The sequence below is a fragment of the Ramlibacter monticola genome (assembly GCF_016722785.1).
In the GTDB taxonomy this organism is placed as follows: domain Bacteria; phylum Pseudomonadota; class Gammaproteobacteria; order Burkholderiales; family Burkholderiaceae_C; genus Ramlibacter; species Ramlibacter monticola.
Window position 1 is genome coordinate 639,425 of the sequence record NZ_JAEQNE010000002.1, and the last position, 20,457, is coordinate 659,881.

Annotated in this window: 20 protein-coding genes and 1 other RNA gene; 9 read left to right on the forward strand and 12 right to left on the reverse strand. The window is 70.2% G+C overall.

Going from position 1 to position 20,457, the window contains the following annotated elements; all coding sequences use genetic code 11:
- Positions 1–137 precede the first annotated feature (137 nt).
- The 4 genes from moaA to JJ685_RS10995 all read left to right on the forward strand — a co-directional run bounded on the left by moaA (position 138) and on the right by JJ685_RS10995 (position 3,632).
- Positions 138–1,253 carry a GTP 3',8-cyclase MoaA gene (moaA, locus tag JJ685_RS10980; protein ID WP_201674272.1) on the forward strand — a complete coding sequence of 372 codons (1,116 nt, stop codon included), beginning with the start codon at positions 138–140 and terminating at the stop codon, positions 1,251–1,253.
- Between the two features lie 43 nt (positions 1,254–1,296).
- Positions 1,297–1,911, forward strand: coding sequence for a molybdenum cofactor guanylyltransferase MobA (gene mobA / locus JJ685_RS10985; RefSeq protein ID WP_201674273.1), 615 nt, complete (start codon positions 1,297–1,299; stop codon positions 1,909–1,911).
- Positions 1,908–3,176, forward strand: a complete 1,269-nt coding sequence (gene moeA, locus JJ685_RS10990; protein ID WP_201674274.1) for a molybdopterin molybdotransferase MoeA — start codon at positions 1,908–1,910, stop codon at positions 3,174–3,176. The genes mobA and moeA overlap by 4 nt, the downstream gene beginning before the upstream one ends.
- A 93-nt stretch (positions 3,177–3,269) precedes the next feature.
- Positions 3,270–3,632 carry a hypothetical protein gene (locus JJ685_RS10995; protein WP_201674275.1) on the forward strand — a complete coding sequence of 121 codons (363 nt, stop codon included), beginning with the start codon at positions 3,270–3,272 and terminating at the stop codon, positions 3,630–3,632.
- Between the two features lie 11 nt (positions 3,633–3,643).
- On the opposite strand, the gene JJ685_RS11000 is transcribed toward JJ685_RS10995, so the two are convergent.
- The 7 genes from JJ685_RS11000 to JJ685_RS11030 all read right to left on the reverse strand — a co-directional run bounded on the left by JJ685_RS11000 (position 3,644) and on the right by JJ685_RS11030 (position 12,284).
- Positions 3,644–4,567 carry a hypothetical protein gene (locus JJ685_RS11000; RefSeq protein ID WP_201674276.1) on the reverse strand — a complete coding sequence of 308 codons (924 nt, stop codon included), beginning with the start codon at positions 4,565–4,567 and terminating at the stop codon, positions 3,644–3,646.
- Positions 4,568–4,817: 250 nt separating this feature from the next.
- Positions 4,818–5,903 (reverse strand): WD40/YVTN/BNR-like repeat-containing protein, encoded by a 1,086-nt coding sequence (locus tag JJ685_RS11005; protein WP_201674277.1) that lies wholly within the window; start codon positions 5,901–5,903, stop codon positions 4,818–4,820.
- 1 nt (position 5,904) lies between these two features.
- Complete coding sequence (locus JJ685_RS11010; RefSeq protein ID WP_201674278.1) at positions 5,905–6,174, reverse strand: MoaD/ThiS family protein; 270 nt, start codon at positions 6,172–6,174, stop codon at positions 5,905–5,907.
- Positions 6,175–6,372: 198 nt separating this feature from the next.
- Positions 6,373–9,504: an efflux RND transporter permease subunit gene (locus JJ685_RS11015; protein WP_201674279.1), complete on the reverse strand. Its 3,132-nt coding sequence runs from the start codon at positions 9,502–9,504 to the stop codon at positions 6,373–6,375.
- Positions 9,505–9,521: 17 nt separating this feature from the next.
- Entirely contained in the window at positions 9,522–10,877 is a 1,356-nt protein-coding gene (locus JJ685_RS11020; protein WP_201674280.1) for an efflux RND transporter periplasmic adaptor subunit, read from the reverse strand.
- Positions 10,878–11,052: 175 nt separating this feature from the next.
- Entirely contained in the window at positions 11,053–11,499 is a 447-nt protein-coding gene (gene rnhA, locus JJ685_RS11025) for a ribonuclease HI (RefSeq protein ID WP_201674281.1), read from the reverse strand.
- The gene (locus JJ685_RS11030; protein ID WP_236598877.1) at positions 11,496–12,284 is read right to left on the reverse strand and encodes a class I SAM-dependent methyltransferase; all 789 of its coding nucleotides are present in this window, start codon (positions 12,282–12,284) and stop codon (positions 11,496–11,498) included. Before JJ685_RS11030 ends, rnhA begins: the two co-directional genes overlap by 4 nt.
- On the opposite strand from JJ685_RS11030, the gene gloB reads away from it, so the two are divergent.
- From gloB to JJ685_RS29805, 4 genes are all read left to right on the forward strand, one after another.
- A complete protein-coding gene (gene gloB, locus JJ685_RS11035) occupies positions 12,283–13,056 on the forward strand; it encodes a hydroxyacylglutathione hydrolase (protein WP_201674282.1) in 774 nt (257 codons plus the stop codon). The genes JJ685_RS11030 and gloB overlap by 2 nt on opposite strands.
- Complete coding sequence (locus tag JJ685_RS11040; protein ID WP_201674283.1) at positions 13,053–14,663, forward strand: transglycosylase SLT domain-containing protein; 1,611 nt, start codon at positions 13,053–13,055, stop codon at positions 14,661–14,663. The genes gloB and JJ685_RS11040 overlap by 4 nt, the downstream gene beginning before the upstream one ends.
- A 158-nt stretch (positions 14,664–14,821) precedes the next feature.
- Entirely contained in the window at positions 14,822–15,280 is a 459-nt protein-coding gene (locus JJ685_RS11045) for a thrombospondin type 3 repeat-containing protein (protein ID WP_201674284.1), read from the forward strand.
- 154 nt (positions 15,281–15,434) lie between these two features.
- Complete coding sequence (locus JJ685_RS29805) at positions 15,435–15,887, forward strand: thrombospondin type 3 repeat-containing protein (protein WP_236598878.1); 453 nt, start codon at positions 15,435–15,437, stop codon at positions 15,885–15,887.
- Positions 15,888–15,897: 10 nt separating this feature from the next.
- Here the strand turns inward: JJ685_RS29805 and JJ685_RS11055 are convergent, their stop codons facing one another.
- The 5 genes from JJ685_RS11055 to dnaX form a co-directional block, all read right to left on the reverse strand.
- Positions 15,898–16,935 (reverse strand): ABC transporter substrate-binding protein, encoded by a 1,038-nt coding sequence (locus JJ685_RS11055; protein ID WP_408015466.1) that lies wholly within the window; start codon positions 16,933–16,935, stop codon positions 15,898–15,900.
- Positions 16,936–17,117: 182 nt separating this feature from the next.
- Positions 17,118–17,531 carry an MAPEG family protein gene (locus JJ685_RS11060; RefSeq protein ID WP_201674286.1) on the reverse strand — a complete coding sequence of 138 codons (414 nt, stop codon included), beginning with the start codon at positions 17,529–17,531 and terminating at the stop codon, positions 17,118–17,120.
- Positions 17,532–17,533: 2 nt separating this feature from the next.
- Positions 17,534–18,127, reverse strand: coding sequence for a recombination mediator RecR (gene recR / locus JJ685_RS11065; protein ID WP_201674287.1), 594 nt, complete (start codon positions 18,125–18,127; stop codon positions 17,534–17,536).
- Positions 18,128–18,131: 4 nt separating this feature from the next.
- Complete coding sequence (locus tag JJ685_RS11070) at positions 18,132–18,455, reverse strand: YbaB/EbfC family nucleoid-associated protein (RefSeq protein ID WP_201674288.1); 324 nt, start codon at positions 18,453–18,455, stop codon at positions 18,132–18,134.
- Positions 18,456–18,468: 13 nt separating this feature from the next.
- Positions 18,469–20,259 (reverse strand): DNA polymerase III subunit gamma/tau, encoded by a 1,791-nt coding sequence (gene dnaX, locus JJ685_RS11075; RefSeq protein ID WP_201674289.1) that lies wholly within the window; start codon positions 20,257–20,259, stop codon positions 18,469–18,471.
- Between the two features lie 71 nt (positions 20,260–20,330).
- Here dnaX and ffs point away from each other — a divergent pair.
- An RNA gene (gene ffs / locus JJ685_RS11080) (signal recognition particle sRNA small type) lies at positions 20,331–20,427 on the forward strand.
- Positions 20,428–20,457 lie beyond the last annotated feature (30 nt).

Below are 20,457 nucleotides of genomic sequence, written 5' to 3' on the forward strand. Positions count from 1 at the left end.
CGGCGCAACCGGATGCAAAACTGTCGCCGCGTGCCTAGTTTTCACGCACCCGTGCCTTTTCACCCACGAGGGCTTACCCGAAGGTCCGCGGAAGCCTCGCGCTTGGCCGGTTTTCCCGGCAGCCTCACAATCGGGGCATGGCTGAACGCGTGATTCCGCTGGTCGACCAGCGCCTGACGGCGCTGCGCGCCATGCTGCCCGAGCGCTCCATCCCCGCCACCGGCCTGCTGGCCGACACGCGCGGCCGGCCCCTGCGGGACCTGCGCATCAGCGTCACGGACCGTTGCAATTTCCGCTGCAGCTACTGCATGCCCAAGGAGGTGTTCGACAAGGACTACCAGTACCTGCCGCACGCGTCCCTGCTGAGCTTCGAGGAGATCACGCGCGTCGCCCGCCAGTTCCTGGCCCACGGCGTGCACAAGATCCGCCTCACCGGCGGCGAGCCGCTGCTGCGCAAGAACCTGGAGATCCTGGTCTCGCAGCTGGCGCAGCTGCGCACCGTGGACGGCACGCCGCCGGAACTGACCCTCACCACCAACGGCTCTCTTCTGGCGCGCAAGGCCCGGGCCCTGAAGGAGGCCGGCCTGCAGCGCGTGACCGTGAGCCTCGACGGCCTCGACGACGCGGTGTTCCGCCGCATGAACGACGTCGACTTCCCGGTCGCCGAGGTGCTGGAGGGCATCGCCGCCGCCCGCGAGGCCGGGCTCGGGCCGGTCAAGGTCAACATGGTGGTCAAGCGCGGCACCAACGACCACGAGATCCTGACGATGGCGCGCCACTTCCGCGGCAGCGGCATCGTGCTGCGCTTCATCGAATACATGGACGTGGGCGCCACCAACGGCTGGCGCATGGACGAAGTGATGCCCTCTGCCGAAGTGCGCGCGCGGATCGCCTCCGAGTTTCCGCTGGTGCCGCTGGACCCCGCCGCGCCCGGCGAGACGGCGCAGCGCTGGGGCTATGCCGACGGCGCCGGCGAGGTCGGCTTCATCAGCAGCGTCACGCAGGCCTTCTGCGGCGACTGCAACCGCGCCCGCCTGTCCACCGAAGGCAAGCTCTACCTTTGCCTCTTCGCCGCCAACGGCTACGACCTGCGCGCCCTGGTCCGCGGCGGCGCCAGCGACGAGGAACTGGCCTCCGCCATCGGTCACATCTGGCAGGGCCGCGACGACCACTACTCCGAGCTGCGCGGCACCCTCGCCGCCGACACCGGCACCGGCGCCCGCCGCGTGGAAATGAGCTACATCGGCGGATAGGTACCGCCCGGGCCCGCTGCGGGCGGCGGGTAACATCGCCGCCATGATCCACAAGGAAGACATCACCGGCCTGGTCCTCGCGGGCGGCCGCGGCACGCGCATGGGCGGGGCCGACAAGGGCCTGCAGAACTTCCGCGGCATCCCGCTCGCGCTGCACACGCTGATGCGCCTGGGGCCCCAGGTGGGCGAGGCGATGATCAACGCAAACCGCAACCTGTCGGCCTACGAGTCCTTCGGCGTGCCGGTCTGGCCGGACGCGACCGCCGACTATGCCGGCCCGCTGGCGGGCTTCCTCACCGGGCTGGAGCGCTGCGAGACGGCGTACCTGGTGACCGTGCCCTGCGACACGCCGCTGTTCCCGCAGGACCTGGTCGCGCGCCTGGCGGAGGCGCTGGCGCGCGAGGACGCCGAGATCGCCATGGCGGCGGCGCGCGAGGAGGACGGCGCGATGCGCCCGCAGCCGGTGTTCTCGCTGATGCGGCGCGAGCTGATGGAAAGCCTGGTCCGCTTCACGCAGGGCGGCGGCCGCAAGATCGACGCCTGGACCGGCCAGCACAGGACGGTGCTGGTGCCCTTCGACCGCCCGGGCGACGAGCCCTCGGCCTTCTTCAACGCCAACACCCTGGCCGAACTGCACCGGCTCGAGCAGTCCTCGTGAACCCCTCCATCGAACAGATCGCGGCGCAGCTGCAGGGCTACGACCCGCAGGCGCTCAGCGCCGACGCCGTGGGCGAGTTCCTGGCCCGCCTGGTGGCGCCGGTCCGGGGCACGGAACAGGTCGGCGTGTTCGACGCCCTGGGCCGCGTGCTGGCCCGCGACCTCGTCTCGCCGATCAGCGTGCCGCCGCACGACAACTCCGCCATGGACGGCTTCGCCTTCGACGGCGCGCAGCTCGCCGCCGGCGCGCTGCCGCTGCAAGTGGTGGGCACGGCGCTGGCGGGCAAGGCCTGGCAGGGCGAAGTGCGCCCCGGCCAATGCGTGAAGATCATGACCGGCGCCATCATGCCGGCGGGCCTGGACACGGTCGTGCCGCAGGAATTCACGAAGACGCTGGCGGACGGCCGCATCGAAGTCCCGGCCGGCCTGCTGCAGCGGGGCGACAACCGCCGCTGCAAGGGCGAGGACCTGCTGGAAGGCCGCCCCGCGCTGGCGGCCGGCGAGCGCCTCGGGCCGGCGGCCAGCGGCCTGGTCGCGAGCCTGGGCATCCCCCGGATCGAAGTGGTCCGGCGCCTGCGGGTCGCCTACTTCTCCACCGGCGACGAGATCCTGAGCCTGGGCGAGCCGGCCCGCGAAGGCGCGGTGTACGACAGCAACCGCTACACGGTGCACGGGCTGCTGCGGCGCCTGGGCTGCGAGGTGATCGACCTCGGCGTGGTCCGCGACGAGCCCGCCCTGCTGGAGCAGGCCTTCCGCGACGCCGCCGGCCGCGCCGACGCGATCATCACCAGCGGCGGCGTCAGCGTCGGCGAGGCGGACTACACCAAGGCCATGATGAAGAAGCTGGGCGACGTGGCGTTCTGGAAGATCGCGATGCGCCCCGGCCGGCCGATGGCCGTCGGACGGATCGGCGATGCGGTGCTGTTCGGCCTGCCCGGCAACCCGGTGGCCGTGATGGTGACCTTCCTCGCCTTCGTGCGCCCTGCCCTGTTGCGGATGATGGGCGCGCGCTCGAGCGCCCCCGTCTACCTGAGCGCCCGCAGCGCCGAGGCCATGCGCAAGAAGCCGGGCCGCACCGAATACCAGCGCGGCATCGTCACCCGGGCGGCCGACGGCGGGCTGGAAGTGCGGACCACGGGCAACCAGGGCTCCGGCGTCCTCAGCTCGATGGTGCAGGCCAACGGGCTGATCGTGCTGCACCACGGCCAGGGCAACGTGGCTGCCGGGGAGCCGGTCGACGTGATGATGTTCGAGGGCGCGCTCTAGCGACCGGCCGTCGGTCGACAACCCCCCAAATGGGGGATGGTCTTGCGATCGCCTTCAAAGTTACTGTTACTATCTGTTTCTATTGGAGAGGTCATGAAACAGTGGTACCTGGCCGCGCCGGTCCTCGGGTTGGTGGCGGTCTGTGGAGGGGCACTCGCATCGTTCGGCAGCCGCGCACCGGCGCAGGAGGTCGCGCGGGAATCCCTCGACCTCCTCAAGGCCATGCGTGCGCGCAGCGCCACCGCCCAATCCTACGTGGCCTCCTGCGTGACGGCGATCGCCGCGGCGCAGCGGCAGGCCGTCCGCAAGGACTCCTCCCCCGCAGTCATCCACGGCACCTGGAACGAGGCGGCGGGACGCTGCCGCGGCATGGCCAACACGGTCTGTGAAGTCTGGGCGCTCGAAGCCCCCCGCGAAGCCTGCAGCCGGATCCGCTCCTTCGAACCCGTGATGTAAGGCCGTCCGCCTCAGGCGAACCAGGTCGCGTATTCGGAAGGCGCGGTCGCCAGGTTGGCCTGCGCTTCCGCGGCCAGGCGCCGCGCGAGGGTCTTCATCGGCACGTGTTCCCCGGCCTCGGCCGCGCCGACCAGCCGCGCGGCGGAGACCGTCGTCTCCAGCACCTCTCCGGCGGACAGGGTGCGCTCCAGCCGCGCCCACCACAGCAGGGCCTGCATCCAGTTGGTCTCGGGCAGCCGCGGGATGCGCCGCAGGCACCCCAGGTAGTGCCGGTCGGCGCCCTCGGCGTCGCCCGTCCGGCTGGCCAGGAAGCAGCTGGCGAACTCCAGCAGGAACAGCCCGGGGTCGGCGGAACCGCTCACGAGGCTCCCGGCCGCGCCCTCCTTCACCAGCGCCCACTGCCTCGCCAGCAGGTTCGAGAGCGCCGACAGGTCCACGCGATGGCCCCGCATGCGCATCTCCGCGCAGCGCAGCACCTCGGTGAAGCCGGCGTTGGCGAGCGGCTGGAAGACGGCCGCCCGCGACCCGGCATCCTCGGGCGCGAGTTCGCAGGCCGCGTCCAGCACCCCGTGCGCGCTGCAGTACTGGCCGCCCCAGGCGGCCGCCACGCCGCGGTAGTTCAGGCCGGCGGCGGGGCGCCGCGCGATCCCGTGCGCGCCGGCGGCGGCATCCTCCGCAGCGCGCACTGCGAGGTTCTCGTTGCCCAGCGCGCTGTCCAGGTAGCTCAGGGTCAGCATGGCATCCGACAGGCCGTCGGGATCCTGCTCCCGCGTGAACAGCTCGCGCGCCCGCCTGGCGAAGCGGTGTCCCCACGCGAAGCTCGATTGCAGCGCGAGCACCTGCGAGAGCAGCAGCGAAGCCCCCGCTTCCAGGTGCGCGTTGCGCGCCACCACGGCGGCCGAGAGCACCTCCTGCGCGCCCGTGCGCGCCTCCATCCAGTCGCCTGCCCGCCAGGACCGGCGCGCCGTTTCGAGCTGATGGCGCATCAGCGAATGACCCACACCTGCCACACCGACTCCGCGTTGAGGAAGCGCGAATGATGAAGGCGTGCCCCGATTGCGCAAGCGCGATCGGCTGCGCCAGATCAAACTTTCGCGCTTCCGCGGCAGGAATGTGAATGCATCACAGGCAACTCTCGCGCGATCGGAGGATTGCGTCCGCGCGAAGGGCGATCCCGCGGGATCCTTACGCGAAACGCACGCTCGCGATCGGCGGCAGGTCGCGCGACACGCACTGCCAGTGCGCGCCGCCGTCCCCGCTGACCCACAGGCCGCCGGTGGTCGATCCCATCGCGAGCGTCTCGCCGTCGTCGGCGCAGGCCAGCGCGTGGCGGTACACGAGGTGGTAGGCGTCGCGTTCCGGCAGGCCGGCGCCGTGGGTGCGGAAGCCGGCACCGCCGTCGCGCGTCTCGTTCACCACCATGCGGCCATCGACCGGCATGCGTTGCTGGTCCGAATGCGCGGGCACGAACCAGGCGCGCTGCGCGTCGCGGGGATGCGCGGCCACGACGAAGCCGAACGCACTGGGCGCGGGGGTGCCGAGCGGCTGCCAGCTGTGGCCGCCATTCGTGGACCGGTAGATGCCGGAATGGTGCTGGGCCCACAGCACGTCGGGCTGGGCGGTGCAGGCGGCGATGCGGTGCACGTCCTGGATGTTGCCGTCGAAGCGGCGCTCGGGCGGCATGTAGGCGCCGGCGTCGAAGCCGTCCGAGGTGTTGGCCCAGGTGGCGCCGCCATCGCGCGTCTGCCACACGCCGCCGCAGGAAATGGCGAGCGTCACGTGGGCGGGGTCCCGTGGGTCCACCGCGATGGAGTGGATGCCCGCGTGGTCGTAGCCGCCGCCGAACCATTCGCGCCGTTCGGGGCGGTTCCAGAGGCTCTCGACGAGCGTCCAGCTCTCGCCGCGGTCGTCCGACACGAACAGGCCGGCCGGCATCGCCCCCGCCCACAGGCGAGCGCCCCCGGCCTCCAGGCTCCACACCAGGTCGACCGTCCAGGGCGTCGGATCATCCTTCAGCGGACCTTCCGTGGGCTTGGGCGGGAAGGCGGGCGCGGCGGCGTCGTGCCAGCTCGCGCCGCCATCGGTGCTGCGCTTGAGCTTCACGCCGAAATGGCCCAGGCGCAGGGCGGCGTAGCGCGTGCCGTCGGCGGCATCCGCCAGGACCTGCGTGACCGGCTCCCCGGGAAACTGCGCCTGTCCGAGCTGCCAGTCCGCGCCGCCGCGGCGGACCGTGAAGAGACCCTTGCGGGTCGCGACCAGGATGTCCTGCATGTCAGCCTCCGGTGAGCGCCTGGATCACCAGCACGCGGTCCCCGGGACCCAGCGCACGCGCCAGCGCCGTATCGCGTGGCAGCATGTCGCCGTTCAGGAAGACGGCCACGTGCTTGCGCACCGCACCCTGTTCGTCGAGGACGTAGCCCCGCAGCCCCGGCGCAGCGCGGAACGCGGCCTGGAGCGCCGCGCCGAGCGACTCCGCCTGCACCTCCTGCTTCGGGCAGGCGACGTGGCGGGTGAGCGCGGGAGCGAATTCGACGGTGGGCATGGCGGAAGAACCATTCCACATCGGGCCGCGGTGTGTGGTCAAGCGGGGCTGTCACAACCCGACAGCCGAACGCAGAGGGCGCAAAGGTACGCAGAGGGCGCAGAAGAACATCCATTCAAAGGATTCTTCTGCGTTCTCTGCGAACTCTCTGCGCCCTCTGCGTTCGGCTGTCAGGTTTTTACAGCCTCGTGAACCGACCTACTTCGCGATCAGGTCGCCGTGGTGCAGCGGCGCACCGTGCGGCTGCTCGTTCGCCTCGGCCTTGTTCGCGCCCGGAACCTCCTTGCGCGCGAACAGCGTGTACATGGTCGGCACCACGAACACCGTCAGCAGGGTGCCCAGCGACATGCCGCCCACGATCACCCAGCCGATCTGGATGCGGCTCTCGGCGCCGGCGCCGTCGGCCATGGCCAGCGGCACCGCGCCCAGCACCATCGCGCCGGTGGTCATCAGGATCGGGCGCAGGCGCTGCGAGGCAGCCTTCACCAGCGCGTCGACCATCTCCAGGCCCTGCTCGCGCAGCTGGTTGGCGAACTCCACGATCAGGATCCCGTGCTTCGTGATCAGGCCCACCAGCGTGATCAGGCCGATCTGCGAGTACACGTTGAGCGAGCCTCCGCTCCACTTCAGCGCCAGCAGCGCGCCCACCATGGACATCGGCACCGACAGCATGATCACCAGCGGGTCGACGAAGCTCTCGAACTGCGCCGCCAGCACCAGGAAGATGAACAGCAGCGCCAGCACGAACACGATCGCCAGCGCGCCCTGCGAGCTGCGGAACTCGCGCGAGGTGCCGTTCAGCTCGGTGGTGTAGCCGGGCTTGAGCACCCTCGCCGCCGTCTGGTCCATGAACTGCAGGGCCTGGCCCAGCGAATAGTCGGGCGCCAGGTTGGCCGTGATCGCCACCGCGCGGCGCTGGCCGAAGTGGTTCAGCTCGCGGGGGCTCACGCTCTCGTGCGCCTTCACCAGCGCCGACAGCGGGATCATGGTGTCGTTGCGCCCGCGCACGTTGATGGTGTCGATGTCCTCCGGCGTCGAGCGCCCGCTGGGCCGCGTCTGCACGATCACGTCGTACTGCTCGGCGTCGCGCTTGTAGCGGGTGACCTGGCGGCCGCCCAGCATGGTCTCCAGCGCGCGCGCCACCACCTCGACGCTCACGCCGAGGTCGGCCGCCTTGGCGCGATCGACCTCGATGCGCAGCTCCGGCTTGTTCAGGCGCAGGTCCACGTCCACGTTCTGGATGCCGGGGTTCTTCGCGATCTCGTCCAGCATCTGGCGCGTGACGCGGTTGAGGTTCTCGTAGCTGTCCGAGGTCTGGATCACGAAGTTGACGGGCCGCTCGCGGAAGCCCTGGCCCAGCGAGGGCGGCGTGATCGGGAAGGCGTTCACGCCCGGCAGGACGTTGAACTTGGGCCCCATCTCGCGCGCGATCTCCAGCGTCGTGCGCTTGCGCTTTTCCCAGTCCACCGCGCGGTAGACCACGCTGCCCTGCGACACCGTGGGGTTGCCGATGTTGGCGAAGATGCGGTCGAACTCGGGATAGGCCTGGCCGATGCGCTCCAGTTCGCGGGCGTAGCGGTTGGTGTAGTCCAGCGTCGCGCCGTCCGGCGCGTTGATGTTGGCCAGGATGGTGCCGCGGTCCTCCAGCGGCGAGAGCTCGGACTTCATCGTCGGCCACACCGAGGCGATCACCACGCCGGCGGTGATCATCACGCCGACCACCAGCCAGCGCGCCTGCAGCAGCCGGCCGCCGCCGAAGCGCGCCGTGACCACCCAGCGCAGCGCCCGCTCGTACGCGTTCGTCAGCGCGGTGAGCCACTGCTCCATGTGGGCGTCGAACCAGGTGTGCTTGTTCGTGTGCCGCAGCAGCTTGGAGCACATCATGGGCGTGAGCGTCAGCGCGACGAAGCCCGACACCAGCACGCCGCCGGCCAGCGCCAGCGCGAATTCGACGAACAGGCGCCCCGTGCGGCCCGGCGTGAACGCCAGCGGCGCGAACACCGCCACCAGCGTCATCGTCATGGAGATGATGGCGAAGCCGATCTCGCGCGCGCCCTTGATCGCGGCCGAGAACGGGTCCAGCCCCTCCTCGATGTGGCGGTAGATGTTCTCCAGCATCACGATGGCGTCGTCCACCACCAGGCCGATGGCGAGCACCAGGGCCAGCAGCGTCAGCGTGTTGATGGTGAAGCCGAACAGCGCCATCAGCGCGAAGGTGCCGACCAGGCTCACCGGGATGGTGACGATGGGGATGATGGAGGCGCGGATGGTGCGCAGGAACACGAAGATCACCAGCGCCACCAGCGCCACCGCCTCGCCGATCGTGTGGTACACGTTCTTCACCGAGCGGTCGATGAACAGCGAGTTGTCGTTGGCGACTTCGACGGCCACGTCGGACGGCAGGTCCTGCTTGAGCTTGGGGATGATGTCCCGCACGCCCTGCGCGAGGCTCAGCGGGTTCGCGGTGGCGTTGCGGATCACGCCGGCGGAGATCGCGTAGCGGCCGTTCAGGCGCACGGCGCTGCGCTCGTCGGCCGCGCTTTCCTCCACCCGGGCCACGTCGCGGATCTTCACCGGGAAGCCGTTGACGTTCTTGACCACGATCTCGCCGAACTGCGCCGGGCGCACCAGGTCGGTCTGCGAGGTGACGCTGAACTCGCGCTGCTGCGATTCGATGCGGCCGGCCGGCACTTCCAGGTTGCTGCGGCGGATGGCGTCCTCCACGTCCTGGGTCGTGAGGCGGAAGCCGGCCAGCTTGTCCGGTTCCAGCCAGACGCGCATGGCGTACTTGCGCTCGCCGTAGATGCGCACGTCGGCCACGCCGCTCACGGTCTGCAGCCGCGGCTTGACGATGCGGTTGACCAGGTCGTTGATCTGCAGCGGGTTGAGCGTGTCGCTCGTGAAGGCGAGCCAGATCACCGGGAAGGCGTCGGCCTCCACCTTGGCGATCACCGGTTCCTCGATGGCCTGCGGGAGGCGGTTGCGCACGCGCGAGGTGCGGTCGCGCACCTCGGCCGCCGCCGTGTCGGCGTCCTTCTCGAGCCGGAAGCGCACCGTGATCTGGGCCTGTTCCGCGCGGCTGATGGAGGTGATGACGTCGACCGCGTCGATGCCGGCGATGGAGTCCTCCAGCGGCTTGGTCACCTGCGACTCGATCACCTCGGCGGAGGCGCCGGGGTACTTCACGCTGACGGTGACGTTCGGCTCGTCGATCTTCGGGTACTCGCGCACCGTCAGCCGGCTGAAGCTGACCAGGCCCACCAGCAGCACCAGCAGCGACAGCACGGTCGCGAAGACCGGCCGGCGGATCGCTATCTCGGGGAGTTGCATGGAACGCTCCTGGCGCTTCAGCCCGCGAGGGACGCGCGCTTGGCCTCGGGACGGGGTGCGGCCGGCACCGGGGCGGGCGACGGCGCCTGCGGCGCGCGCGGCTTCGCGGCCGGCGCGCGGGGCGCATTGAGGGACAGCGCACCGCAGGGGTTGCCCGGCTCCGAAGCCACGACGTCGGCGCCGGCGACGGACCTGCGGCCGCCCGCCTCTCCGCCCGCCTGGGCCTCGCCGCCGGCCCCCCGGGGCAGGTCCAGCACGCGGACCACGGTGCCGTCCTTCTGGATGCGCTGCTGGCCGGCCGTGACGACCAGGTCGCCCGCCTCCAGCCCCTCGGTCACTTCGACCTTTCCGGGCTGGCGGAGGCCGACCTTCACCTCCACGCGCTGGGCGATGCGGCTGTCGCTGTCCGGCCCCGGCGCCAGCCGGTAGACGAACTGCCGGCCGCCCTGCGGCACGATCGCTTCCTCGGGAACCACGCGGGCGCCCTCGCGCACGCCGAACACCGGCGTCACGCGCGCGAACATGCCGGGGCGCAGTTCCAGGGCGCGGTTGTCGATGCAGCCGCGCACGCCCACCGAGCGGCCGTTGGCGTCCAGCAGCGGGTCGACGGCCTGGATCAGCGCGGTGAAGCGCCGGCCCGGCAGCGCGTCGAGGTCCACCAGCGCCGTCTGGCCGGGGCGCACCTTGGTCTGGAAGCGCTCGGGCAGGCGGAAGTCGACGTACATCGCGTCGAGGTCCTCGATGTTCACGATGTCGGCGCCGTCCTTGAGGTAGTCGCCCACGCTGATGTTGCGGATGCCGGCGATGCCGTCGAAGGGCGCCACGATCTTCAGCCGCGCGAGGGTGGCCTGGGCGAGCGCGAGCTTGGCCTGGGCGACCTGCACGTTGGCCGCGCTTTCGTCCACCGCGCGCTGGGCGATGAACTTCTCTTCCACCAGTTCCTGGTTGCGCTTGTGGTTGGCGCGCGCGATCGACAGTTCGGCCTCGGCCTGGTTCACCTGCGCCACCGGCAACTGGTCGTCCAGTTGCACCAGCAACTGCCCCCGCCGCACGCGGTCGGCGTCGCGGAAGTTGATCCGCGTCACGCGGCCCGACACTTCCGGCCGCAGGATCACGCTCTGGCGCGAGCGCAGGCTGCCTACCGCGGCCGCGTCGTCCGTGAGGCGCTGCAGTTCCACGCGCGCGACTTCCACCGTCGGGGCCCGTGCGGGGCCGGTGGCCGCGCCGGCGACGGGCGCGCCGGCGGACGCGGCCTTGCCTGCGGCCGCCGGGTCCTTCGGGCCTTGCGGCTGCTGCTGGTACCACCAGGCGGCGCCCGAGGCAGCCGCGATCACGACCGCCGCGACCGCGGTATGGATGGACTTCAATGCCATGTAAGCTGATCCGTGGAAAATGCTGATGCGCGCGAGCGCTGCCGCCTCCCGGGCGGTGAACGCCGCAATGTAACAGCAGGTGTGCGGCCCAGCATCGGCTTCAGCCCTGAGGCCCTGCCGCCAGGCGGTCCGTTCGGCTCTTTTACCTTGCGTTTACACGGCCCGCGACCGGCGGTCAGCGGCGCTGCGCACCCTGCACCCCGAGATTGGCGAGCGCGTCGGCCCGCTCGTTGCCGGGGTCCCCGTTGTGCCCGCGCACCCAGCGCCAGTCGACCACGTGGCCGCCCTTCGCCAGCAGCTCGTCGAGCCGCTGCCACAGCTCCTGGTTCTTCACCGGCTGCTTGCTGGCCGTCTTCCAGCCCTTGGCCTTCCAGCCGGGGAGCCATTCGGTGATGCCTTTCAGCACGTACTGGCTGTCCAGGTACACCGTGACCGCGCAGGGCCTCTTCAGGGCCTCCAGCGCCTGGATCACGGCCATCAGCTCCATGCGGTTGTTGGTGGTGCTGGGCTCGCCGCCGTACAGCTCCTTCTGGTTCGTGCCGGAGCGCAGGAGCACACCCCAGCCCCCCGGACCGGGGTTGCCCTTGCAGGCCCCGTCCGTGTAGATCTCGATCTGGTTCATTCGACAGTACTATGCTCGCGCCGCTCGTGGCGGCTGCGATTGGTGACGGGCACGGGCGCCGACGCGATGCGCTTCGCGCGCTTCCAGGCGGGGCCGATCATGGTGACCCCGCGCACGCGCTTGACGGCGACGATGAAGTACACCGCGCCGAAGATCGGCCACGAGCGCTCCCCCACCGGGTCCATCCAGGCGAAGCGATCCAGCCATTTCTCGCTGGAGAAGGCCGGGCGCCAGCAGCCGAAGCTGCTGGTCTCGACCTCGAAGCTCAGGAGCCGCAGCCAGTCGCGCAGCCGCCAGTAGCCGATGAAGTCGCCCGCGTCGGGCAGGTAAAGTTCGCCGAAGCCGAAACGGCGGTAAAGGTGCGCGCGCCGCTGCCTCAGGCCCCACAGGCTGGCCGGATTGAGGCAGCAGATCACGAGCTTGCCTTCGGGCACGAGCACGCGCTCGACCTCGCGCAGCGTCGTGTGCGGGTCCAGGTTCAGTTCCAGCGAGTGCGGCAGCACCACCAGGTCGAGGCTGTTCTCCTCGAAGGGCAAGGCGCTGAATTCGGTGACGATGTCCGGCTTGACCGGGCCCCGCACGGCCTGGGCTTCGGTGAGCGCCAGCCACTTGTGCGGCATGCGGTTGGCCTGCAGCGCATCGAGTTCGGGCAACCCCATCTGCAGCGCGTGGTAACCGAAGATGTCAGCCACGGCGCGGTCGAACTCGGCCCGTTCCCAAGCCAGCAGGTACCTGCCGGGAGGGGTTTCGAACCACTGCTGCATTCCTATAATCGCGTCGCTCATGAACTTGATCCCGCTGCCTGCCTTCCAGGACAACTACCTGTGGCTGCTGCACGACGGACAGCGGGCGCTGGTCGTCGACCCAGGCGACGCCGAGCCGGTGCGGAAATTCCTCACGGAGCGCGGCCTGCAACTGGAAGCGATTCTAGTCACGCACCACCATCCGGATCACATCGGGGGCGTCGACGCCCTGCGCGATGCCACCGGCGCGCGCGTGTTCGGCCCCGCCCGCGAACGCATCCCCGAGCCGCTCCAGCGCCTCGCGGAGGGCGACCGCATCGAGGTGCTGGGCCTCGCCTTCGAGGTGCTCGAGGTGCCCGGCCACACCGCCGGCCACATCGCGTACTTCTGTAAAGACGTGGACGGCGCCCCCCTCCTGTTCTGCGGCGACACCCTCTTTTCCGGCGGCTGCGGGCGGCTGTTCGAGGGAACGCCGGCGCAGATGCTGGACTCCCTGGGCAAGCTGGCGGCGCTGCCCGGCCATACGCGCGTGTGCTGCACCCACGAATACACCCTCTCAAACCTGAAATTTGCCACAGCCGTCGAGCCGGGCAATATGCGGCTGGACCATTACCGGCAACAATGCGAGCAACGGCGCTCGCGCGGCGAGCCCACGCTGCCTTCCACCATCGCGGTGGAACGCGACATCAATCCATTCCTGCGCACCGGCGTTGCGGCCGTGGCGCAGGCCGCCCATGACCACGACGGGGCGGACGTAGCAGATCCGGTCGCGGTCTTCGCGACCCTGCGCCACTGGAAGAACGGGTTCAGATGACGAAGTACAAGCTGCTCGCCCTCACCGCCATGCTGGCGCTCGCCGGCTGCGCCACCACGTCCGGCAACGCGCCGGTCGCCGATCCCGAGCCGAGGAAGGAGCCGCCCGCTCCGAAGGTGGCCGAGGCCACCCCGCCCCCGCCGCCGGCCTTCATTCCCTCCGGGCCGCTGTCCGCCATCCAGCCTTCGGACCTGAGCTCGCAGCCGGTGGCGCCGCTGGAGCCGCCGCCCGACCTGTGGTCCCGCATCCGCGGCGGCTTCAAGATGTCCAACCTCGATGGCGAGCTGGTGCGGGCGCAGGAGCAGTGGTACGCCAACCGGCCCGACTACCTGCAGCGCATGACGGACCGCTCGCGCAAGTACCTGTTCCACATCGTCGAGGAACTCGAGCGCCGCAACATGCCCACCGAGCTGGCGCTGCTTCCCTTCATCGAGAGCGCGTTCAACCCGCAGGCCGTCTCCAGCGCGCGGGCCGCCGGCATGTGGCAGTTCATGCCCGCCACCGGCAAGGACTTCGACCTGAAGCAGAACTTCTTCCGCGACGACCGCCGCTCCGTGCTGGAGTCGACCCGCGCCGCGCTGGACTACCTGCAGAAGCTCCACGGCATGTTCGGCGACTGGCACCTGGCGCTCGCCGCGTACAACTGGGGCGAAGGCAACGTGAGCCGTGCGATCCAGCGCAACCAGCGCGCCGGCCTCGGCACGGGCTACGCCGACCTCCGGATGCCCGACGAGACGCGCAACTACGTGCCGAAGTTGCAGGCGGTGAAGAACATCATCTCGGCCCCGGAGCAGTTCAGCGCCGAACTGCCCGTGATCAACAACCACGCCTACTTCCAGTCGGTGACGCTGCAGCGCGACATGGACGTCGAACTGGCCGCCCGCCTGGCCGACGTGAAGCTGGAGGACTTCAGGGCGCTCAATCCGCAGATCAACCGCCCGGTGATCCTGGCGGCGGGCACGCCGCAGATCCTGCTGCCCTGGGACAACGCCACCGTCTTCAAGCGCAATTTCGAGGCCCACAGCGAGGGCAAGTACGCGAGCTGGACGGCCTGGACGGCGCCTTCGACCATGAGCGTGACGGAAGCCTCGCGCCGGGTGGGCATGGCCGAAGGCGACCTGCGCTCGGTGAACAGCATCCCGCCGCGCATGTTGATCAAGGCCGGCTCGGTGCTGATCGTGCCGCGCCGCAGCGCCAACCAGAGGGACGTGCCGGACCACGTCGCCGACAACGGCCAACTGAGCTTGGCCCCCGAGATCGTGACCCGGCGCACGGTGGTGAAGGCCGGCAAGCGCGACACGGTGGCGAGCGTGGCCCACCGCTACAAGCTCAACCCGGTGCAGGTGGCCGAATGGAACCGCCTGCCTGCCTCGGCCGCCTTCAAGCCCGGCCAGCAGGTGGTGCTGCACCTTCCCATTCGCACGGTCGCCCGCGCGGCCGCGCCGATCCGGGTCAACGGCAGGGCCGTCGTGCCCACTTCCACCCGTGCGCCCGCTCCGGTCCGGGCACAGGCGACGCACAAGCCCGCGGCGAAGCAGGCGGGTGCCAAGCCCGCTGCCAAGGCCGCGGCAGGCAAGCCCGTCCCGGCGAAGAAGAAGCACGGCTGAGGCCCGCGCAGGTGCACGCCGCGTGAAGCGGCGTGTCAGCGCGTAACGCGCCTGTCCTCGCGCAGGACGACTCCGACGGATGGCCGCGCCGCAGGCTGATGCCGCACCGGCCGCGCAGCCGCGACAGTCATGGCATCCGTCAATTCAAGGAGTCTCACATGCAACGCAAGTCTCTGCTCGCGGCCGCCTTCGCCGCTGCGCTGATGGGTTTTGGCGCCGCCGCCCAGGCGCAGTACACCGCGATCGTCTCCGTGGCACCCCCGCCGCCGCGCCACGAGGTCGTTCCCTCCGCGCGCGAAGGCTGGGTCTGGGCGCCGGGCCACTACGAGTATCGGGGCAACGAATACGCGTGGGTCGAGGGCCACTGGCTGCGCGATCGTACGGGCTACGAGTACCGCGAGCCGCGCTGGGTGCAGCGTGCCGACGGCAGCTGGATCCTGGTGGGCAACAACTGGGAGCGCCGGATGGCCGAACGCGAGGCGCGGCAGTTCGCGCGCAACCACCCCGAGGGTGACTTCGACCACGACGGCATCGCGAACCAGTACGACCGCGACATCGATGGCGACGGCGTCCCGAACCGGCGCGACCAGTTCCCGTACAACCCGCGCCGCAGCTGAGGCTGAAGCCGGGATCTCCATGGGGCCTGCGGGCCCCTTTTTCATGCGCGTCCCCGGTTGCGGGATCTCTCCGACACCGGGAGCAGCCGCCTGCCCATCGGTCGTCCGCAAACCGCCCCCACTCTGGGAGCGATGTGAATCAAGGAGTGCAAGCATGAAAAGAGTCCTCGCAGCCACCCTCGCCGCTTCGCTGCTGGCCTTCGGCGCCGCCGCCCAGGCGGCCCAGGCGTACTCGCCCTCCGGCGACATCGACCGGGACGGCATCCAGAACCGCTACGACGGCGACCGCGACGGCGACGGCATCGCGAACCGCAGCGACCCGCAGCCGAACGTCTTCAACCCGACGCGGCTGGTGCGCGGCTACGACATGGACCACGACGGCATCGCGGACCACAGCGATCGCGACCGCGACGGCGACGGCATCCCGAACGCGCGCGACCCCAACCCCAACGTGCCGAATGGACGCCACATCGCGCGCGTGGACCGCTTCGGCCCGAACGGCGACTTCGACCACGACGGCATCCTGAACCGCAACGACCGCGATCGCGACGGCGACGGCGTGCGCAATGCGCGCGACCGCGCGCCGGACGACCCGCGGCGCGCCTGAGCCTCGCGGCTCACGCCTTGTACTTCTCCTTCGCCCGGCGGGCGAAGTCGTTGGTGAAGGTGCGCGACAGGTCGATCCTCTCCGGCTTGACCGTCGGATCGAAGCTGGCCAGCGCCTTCAGCGCGGTGCGCGCGCCGTCCTCGGGCAGGAGGCCGTCCAGCGCCAGCGCTTCGCGCACGCGCGTGAACGAAGCGAGGTACAGCGCGCGGTCGCCGAGCAGGTAGCTCTCGGGCACGGTCTTGATGATGTCGCTCGGGCCGGCGGTCTGCAGCCACTTGAGCCCGCGCACGATCGCGTTGGCCAGGCCCTGGCAGGTGTTGGGGTTCTGCTTGACGAAGTCGGCGCGCGTGTAGAAGCAGGCCGCGGGCATCGGGCCGCCGAACACCTCCTGCGTGCCCTTGAGCGTGCGCGTATCGCTGACGATGCGCACGTCGCCCTTCTGTTCCAGCATGGTCATCACCGGCTCGGTGTTGCTCATGGCGTCGATCTGCCCCGAGCGCAGCGCCGCCAGCGCGCCGGCGGACGTGCCGACGCCGACGTAGCTCACCTCGCTGGCCTGGATGCCGGCCCGCGAGAGCACGAGGTTGGCCACCATGTTGGTCGACGAGCCCGGCGCGGAGACGCCGATCTTCTTGCCGCGCAGGTCCGCAAGGCCCCTGTAGTTGGGAATCCCCTTGGTGGACACGCCCATCGCGATCTGCGGGGCGCGGCCCATGAGCACGATCGACTGGACGAACTGCTTCTTGGCCTGCATGTGGATCGTGTGCTCGTACGCACCGCTCACCACGTCGGCCGAGCCGCCCACCAGGGCCTCCAGCGCCTTGGCGCCGCCGGCGAAGTCGGCGATCTCGACATCGAGGCCTTCGGCCTTGAAGTAGCCCAGTTGCTCGGAGATCGTGAGGGGGAGGTAGTAGAAGGCGGCCTTGCCGCCGACCGCGATGGAGACCCTTCTCTTCTCCGGCCGGCCCTGCGCCCGCAGCGCCGGCACCGCAACCGCCGCGGCAGCCAGCAGTGTGAAGGAGCGCCGACTCAACACTGTCCTCTTCATGGGCATCCCTCGGTGTCGTCTTCTTATGGATGCAGGAGCGTAGTGCGCTCTTGTGTGCACCGCATCAGGACCATCCCCTGAGGGTAAATACGGGGCGCGCCGCGCCAGGCCGCCATGCGGCCTGGCGGCGCCCGCAGGGGCCTTAGGGCCGCTGCTCAAGACGCGTGCAAGGAGTGCCTAGGCTAGTGCCAGCCGCTCAGGAAGATCCCGAGGTTCGCGAGGAAGGCCAGCGCCCAGATGGCGGAGCGCGCGGTGGGGAATCCGGCCACGTACATCACGATGTAGATGATGCGAAGCGTGACGAAAAGGACCGCCAGGATGTCCAGCCGCGTCTGCGGCGCGCCCACTTGGTGGGCGATGATCACGGCGCCGATGAAGAAGGGCAGCGCCTCGAAGCTGTTGCCCTGCGCCGCGTCGGCGCGCGCCTTCCAGCCCGCCTGGCGCGCCAGCCAGCCGCGCGGGTCGCTGTTGTCGTAGCCGCCGGCAACGCGGGGCTTGCCGAAATCCCGGAACTTGGCGAGATAGCTGCAGGCATAGGGCAGCAGCACCGCGATCAGCACGCACCAGTGCGCGACGGTGAACCGCGCGTAAGTCATCGTTATCTACTCCTCCTGTCGACCAGCGCGTGCGCGATGGTCCCCAGATCCACGTATTCGAGTTCGCTGCCCGCGGGCACCCCTCGCGCGAGCCGAGTCACCTTGAGTCCACGCTGCTTCAGCGCCTCCGCGATCACGTGCGCCGTGGCCTCCCCTTCGGCCGTGAAGTTGGTGGCGAGAATCACCTCCTGCACCTCGCCATCGGTGGCGCGCGCGAACAGCTTTTCCAGGCCGATGTCCTTGGGGCCGATGCCGTCCAGGGGACTCAGCTTGCCCATGAGGACGAAGTAGAGCCCGTTGTAGGCCTGCGTGCGTTCCACCGCGGCCTGGTCGGCCGGCGTCTCCACCACGCACAGCTTGCCGCGATCGCGCTGCGGGCTGCGGCAAGTGGCGCACACCTCGTCTTCGGTGAAGGTGTGGCACAGGCTGCAGTGGCGGATGCGCGCGACGGCCTGCTGCAGCGCCTGCGCGAGCACCTGGGCGCCCTCGCGATCGTGCTGCAGCAGGTGGAAGGCCATGCGCGAGGCGGACTTCACGCCCACGCCCGGCAGGTGCCGCAGCGCCTCGACCAGCGCCTGGAGGGAAGGTTCGGCCAAACGCTCAGAAAGGCAGCTTCATGCCGGGGGGCAGGCCCGCGGTGAGCTTGCCCATCTTCTCCTGCGTGGTCTCTTCGGCCTTGCGCACGGCGGCGTTGAAGGCGGCGGCCACGAGGTCTTCCAGCATGTCCTTGTCGTCCGCGAGCAGGGTCGGATCGATGGTCACGCGCTTCACGTCGTGCTTGCAGGTCATCACGACCTTCACGAGGCCGGCGCCGGATTCGCCGGTGACCTCGATGAGGGCCAGCTCCTCCTGCGCCTTCTTCAGGTTGTCCTGCATTGCCTGGGCCTGCTTCATCAGACCTGCCAGCTGTCCCTTGTTGAACATGGTTTCGCTCTCTTCAGTGTTTCTCGACGGGCTTGATGCTGCCCGGCACGATTTTCGCCCCAAACTCGCGCTGCATCTGCTGCACGAACGGGTCGTTCAGGATGATCTGTTCGGCCGCCTGCTGCCGCCGCGCCGCCGCCGCGGCATTGCGCCTGGCCGGGCTGTCGCCCACGGCGCCGACCTCGACCGACAGGTCCACGGCGTGGCCGGCCGCCTGCAGCGCCGTCTTCAGGCGTTCGCGGGCGGCGGGCTGGTTGAGGGACTCGCGCTCCACCCGCAGCATCCAGTGGCCCTCGTCGCGCGCCACCAGCTGCGCCTGCAGCGCGAGTTCGCGCACGAGCGCGGTGATGGCCTCGCGCTCGACGAGCTGCTGCACGGTGGCATACCAGAAGTCGCCGTCGGGGGTGGTGACCACGGTGGGGGCGCCGGAGGTCGCTTCGCGCGCGGGCTCGGGCGGCACGCGGACCGGGACGCCGACGATGTCGCCAGTGTCGGAGGCGGGTGAAGCGGGAGCCGCGGGCGGGCGGGCGCCGGCCTGGCGCGGTTCGACGACGGGGAGGACGTGGCCGGGAGGGGCCGCGGGGCGCGGTGACGGGGCGTCCGCGACCGGCTGCGGACTGCTCGCCGGTTGGAGGTGAGCGGCGACAGGACGAACGCCAGCGCCCGGGCCCGCCTCACTCCTCTTCAGAGTTTTTTTTTGAGCCGCCCCCGGCTTGAATGCCAGCAGCCGCAGCAACACCATCGTGAGTGCCGCGTATTCGTCCGGCGCCAGCCCCAGCTCCGCCCGTCCATGCAGGCAGATGCTGTAAAGGAGCTGCGTCTCGTCCGCCGGCAGCAGCTCCGCGAGCCGCGCGATGGTCGCGCCTTCTTCGTCGCCGGCATCGGCCGCTTCCGGCACCGCCTGCAGCACCGCCATGCGCTGCAGGACCAGGCTCATCTCCTCGAGCGCCGCGCCGGCACTGAGGCCATGCAGGCGCAAGTCCTCGGACGTCTCCACCACGGTCTTGCCGTCGCCCTGCGCCAGCGCCTCGACGAGGCGGAACACGTGGCTGCGGTCCACGCTGCCCAGCATCTGGCGCACCGCGGGCTCGCGCAACTGGCCGCCGCCGAAGGCGATCGCCTGGTCGGTGAGCGACAGCGCGTCGCGCATCGAGCCGCGCGCGGCGCGGGAGAGCAGGCGCAGCGCCTGGGCGTCGGCCGGCACCGCCTCGGCTTCCAGCACGCGCACCAGGTGCTCCTGCACGGTCTCCGGCGCCATGGGGCGCAGGTTGAACTGCAGGCAGCGCGAAAGGACGGTCACCGGCACCTTCTGCGGATCGGTGGTCGCCAGCACGAACTTGAGGTACTCGGGCGGCTCCTCCAGCGTCTTCAGCATGGCGTTGAAGGCGTGCCCCGTGAGCATGTGCACTTCGTCGATCATGAAGACCTTGAAGCGGCCCTGCACCGGCTTGTAGACCGCCTGCTCCAGCAGTTGCTGGACCTCGTCGACGCCGCGGTTGGAGGCCGCGTCGAGCTCGGTGTAGTCGACGAAGCGGCCGCTGTCGATGTCGGTGCAGGCCTGGCACACGCCGCAGGGCGTGGCGGTGATGCCGCCCTGCCCGTCCGGGCCCTGGCAGTTGAGCGACTTGGCGAGGATGCGCGAGACGGTCGTCTTGCCGACGCCGCGCGTGCCGGTGAACAGGTAGGCGTGGTGCAGCCTCCGCTGCTCCAGCGCGTTGGTGAGAGCCTGCACCACGTGCTCCTGGCCGACCATCTGGGAGAAGGTCCGGGGCCGGTACTTCCGGGCGAGCACGAGGTAAGACATGCGCCCGATTCTAAGGGGGGGCTTCCGCCCCTCCCGGCGCGGTGCTCGCGCTCTCGCCTACAATACGCCCTGACGGGCCTCCCCGCATGGTGAAGCGGCCAACCGGGTCAGGTGGGGAACCAAGCAGCCCTAACTGTGGAGCCAGTGCCGGGGGTAAGGCTCGTCTTCAATACCCCAGCAGACGCCTCTTTGGATCAA

Coding starts and splice junctions, on each gene's coding strand:
- mobA (WP_201674273.1), top strand. CDS start 1,297: ATGATCCACAAGGAAGACATCACCGGCCTGGTCCTCGCGGGCGGCCGC.
- moaA (WP_201674272.1), top strand. CDS start 138: ATGGCTGAACGCGTGATTCCGCTGGTCGACCAGCGCCTGACGGCGCTG.
- JJ685_RS11030 (WP_236598877.1), bottom strand. CDS start 12,284: ATGAGCGACGCGATTATAGGAATGCAGCAGTGGTTCGAAACCCCTCCC.
- JJ685_RS11045 (WP_201674284.1), top strand. CDS start 14,822: ATGCAACGCAAGTCTCTGCTCGCGGCCGCCTTCGCCGCTGCGCTGATG.
- JJ685_RS11005 (WP_201674277.1), bottom strand. CDS start 5,903: ATGCAGGACATCCTGGTCGCGACCCGCAAGGGTCTCTTCACGGTCCGC.
- rnhA (WP_201674281.1), bottom strand. CDS start 11,499: ATGAACCAGATCGAGATCTACACGGACGGGGCCTGCAAGGGCAACCCC.
- JJ685_RS11015 (WP_201674279.1), bottom strand. CDS start 9,504: ATGCAACTCCCCGAGATAGCGATCCGCCGGCCGGTCTTCGCGACCGTG.
- JJ685_RS11020 (WP_201674280.1), bottom strand. CDS start 10,877: ATGGCATTGAAGTCCATCCATACCGCGGTCGCGGCGGTCGTGATCGCG.
- gloB (WP_201674282.1), top strand. CDS start 12,283: ATGAACTTGATCCCGCTGCCTGCCTTCCAGGACAACTACCTGTGGCTG.
- JJ685_RS11000 (WP_201674276.1), bottom strand. CDS start 4,567: ATGGAGGCGCGCACGGGCGCGCAGGAGGTGCTCTCGGCCGCCGTGGTG.
- JJ685_RS11060 (WP_201674286.1), bottom strand. CDS start 17,531: ATGACTTACGCGCGGTTCACCGTCGCGCACTGGTGCGTGCTGATCGCG.
- JJ685_RS11010 (WP_201674278.1), bottom strand. CDS start 6,174: ATGCCCACCGTCGAATTCGCTCCCGCGCTCACCCGCCACGTCGCCTGC.
- JJ685_RS29805 (WP_236598878.1), top strand. CDS start 15,435: ATGAAAAGAGTCCTCGCAGCCACCCTCGCCGCTTCGCTGCTGGCCTTC.
- dnaX (WP_201674289.1), bottom strand. CDS start 20,259: ATGTCTTACCTCGTGCTCGCCCGGAAGTACCGGCCCCGGACCTTCTCC.
- JJ685_RS11055 (WP_408015466.1), bottom strand. CDS start 16,935: ATGAAGAGGACAGTGTTGAGTCGGCGCTCCTTCACACTGCTGGCTGCC.
- JJ685_RS11070 (WP_201674288.1), bottom strand. CDS start 18,455: ATGTTCAACAAGGGACAGCTGGCAGGTCTGATGAAGCAGGCCCAGGCA.
- JJ685_RS10995 (WP_201674275.1), top strand. CDS start 3,270: ATGAAACAGTGGTACCTGGCCGCGCCGGTCCTCGGGTTGGTGGCGGTC.
- JJ685_RS11040 (WP_201674283.1), top strand. CDS start 13,053: ATGACGAAGTACAAGCTGCTCGCCCTCACCGCCATGCTGGCGCTCGCC.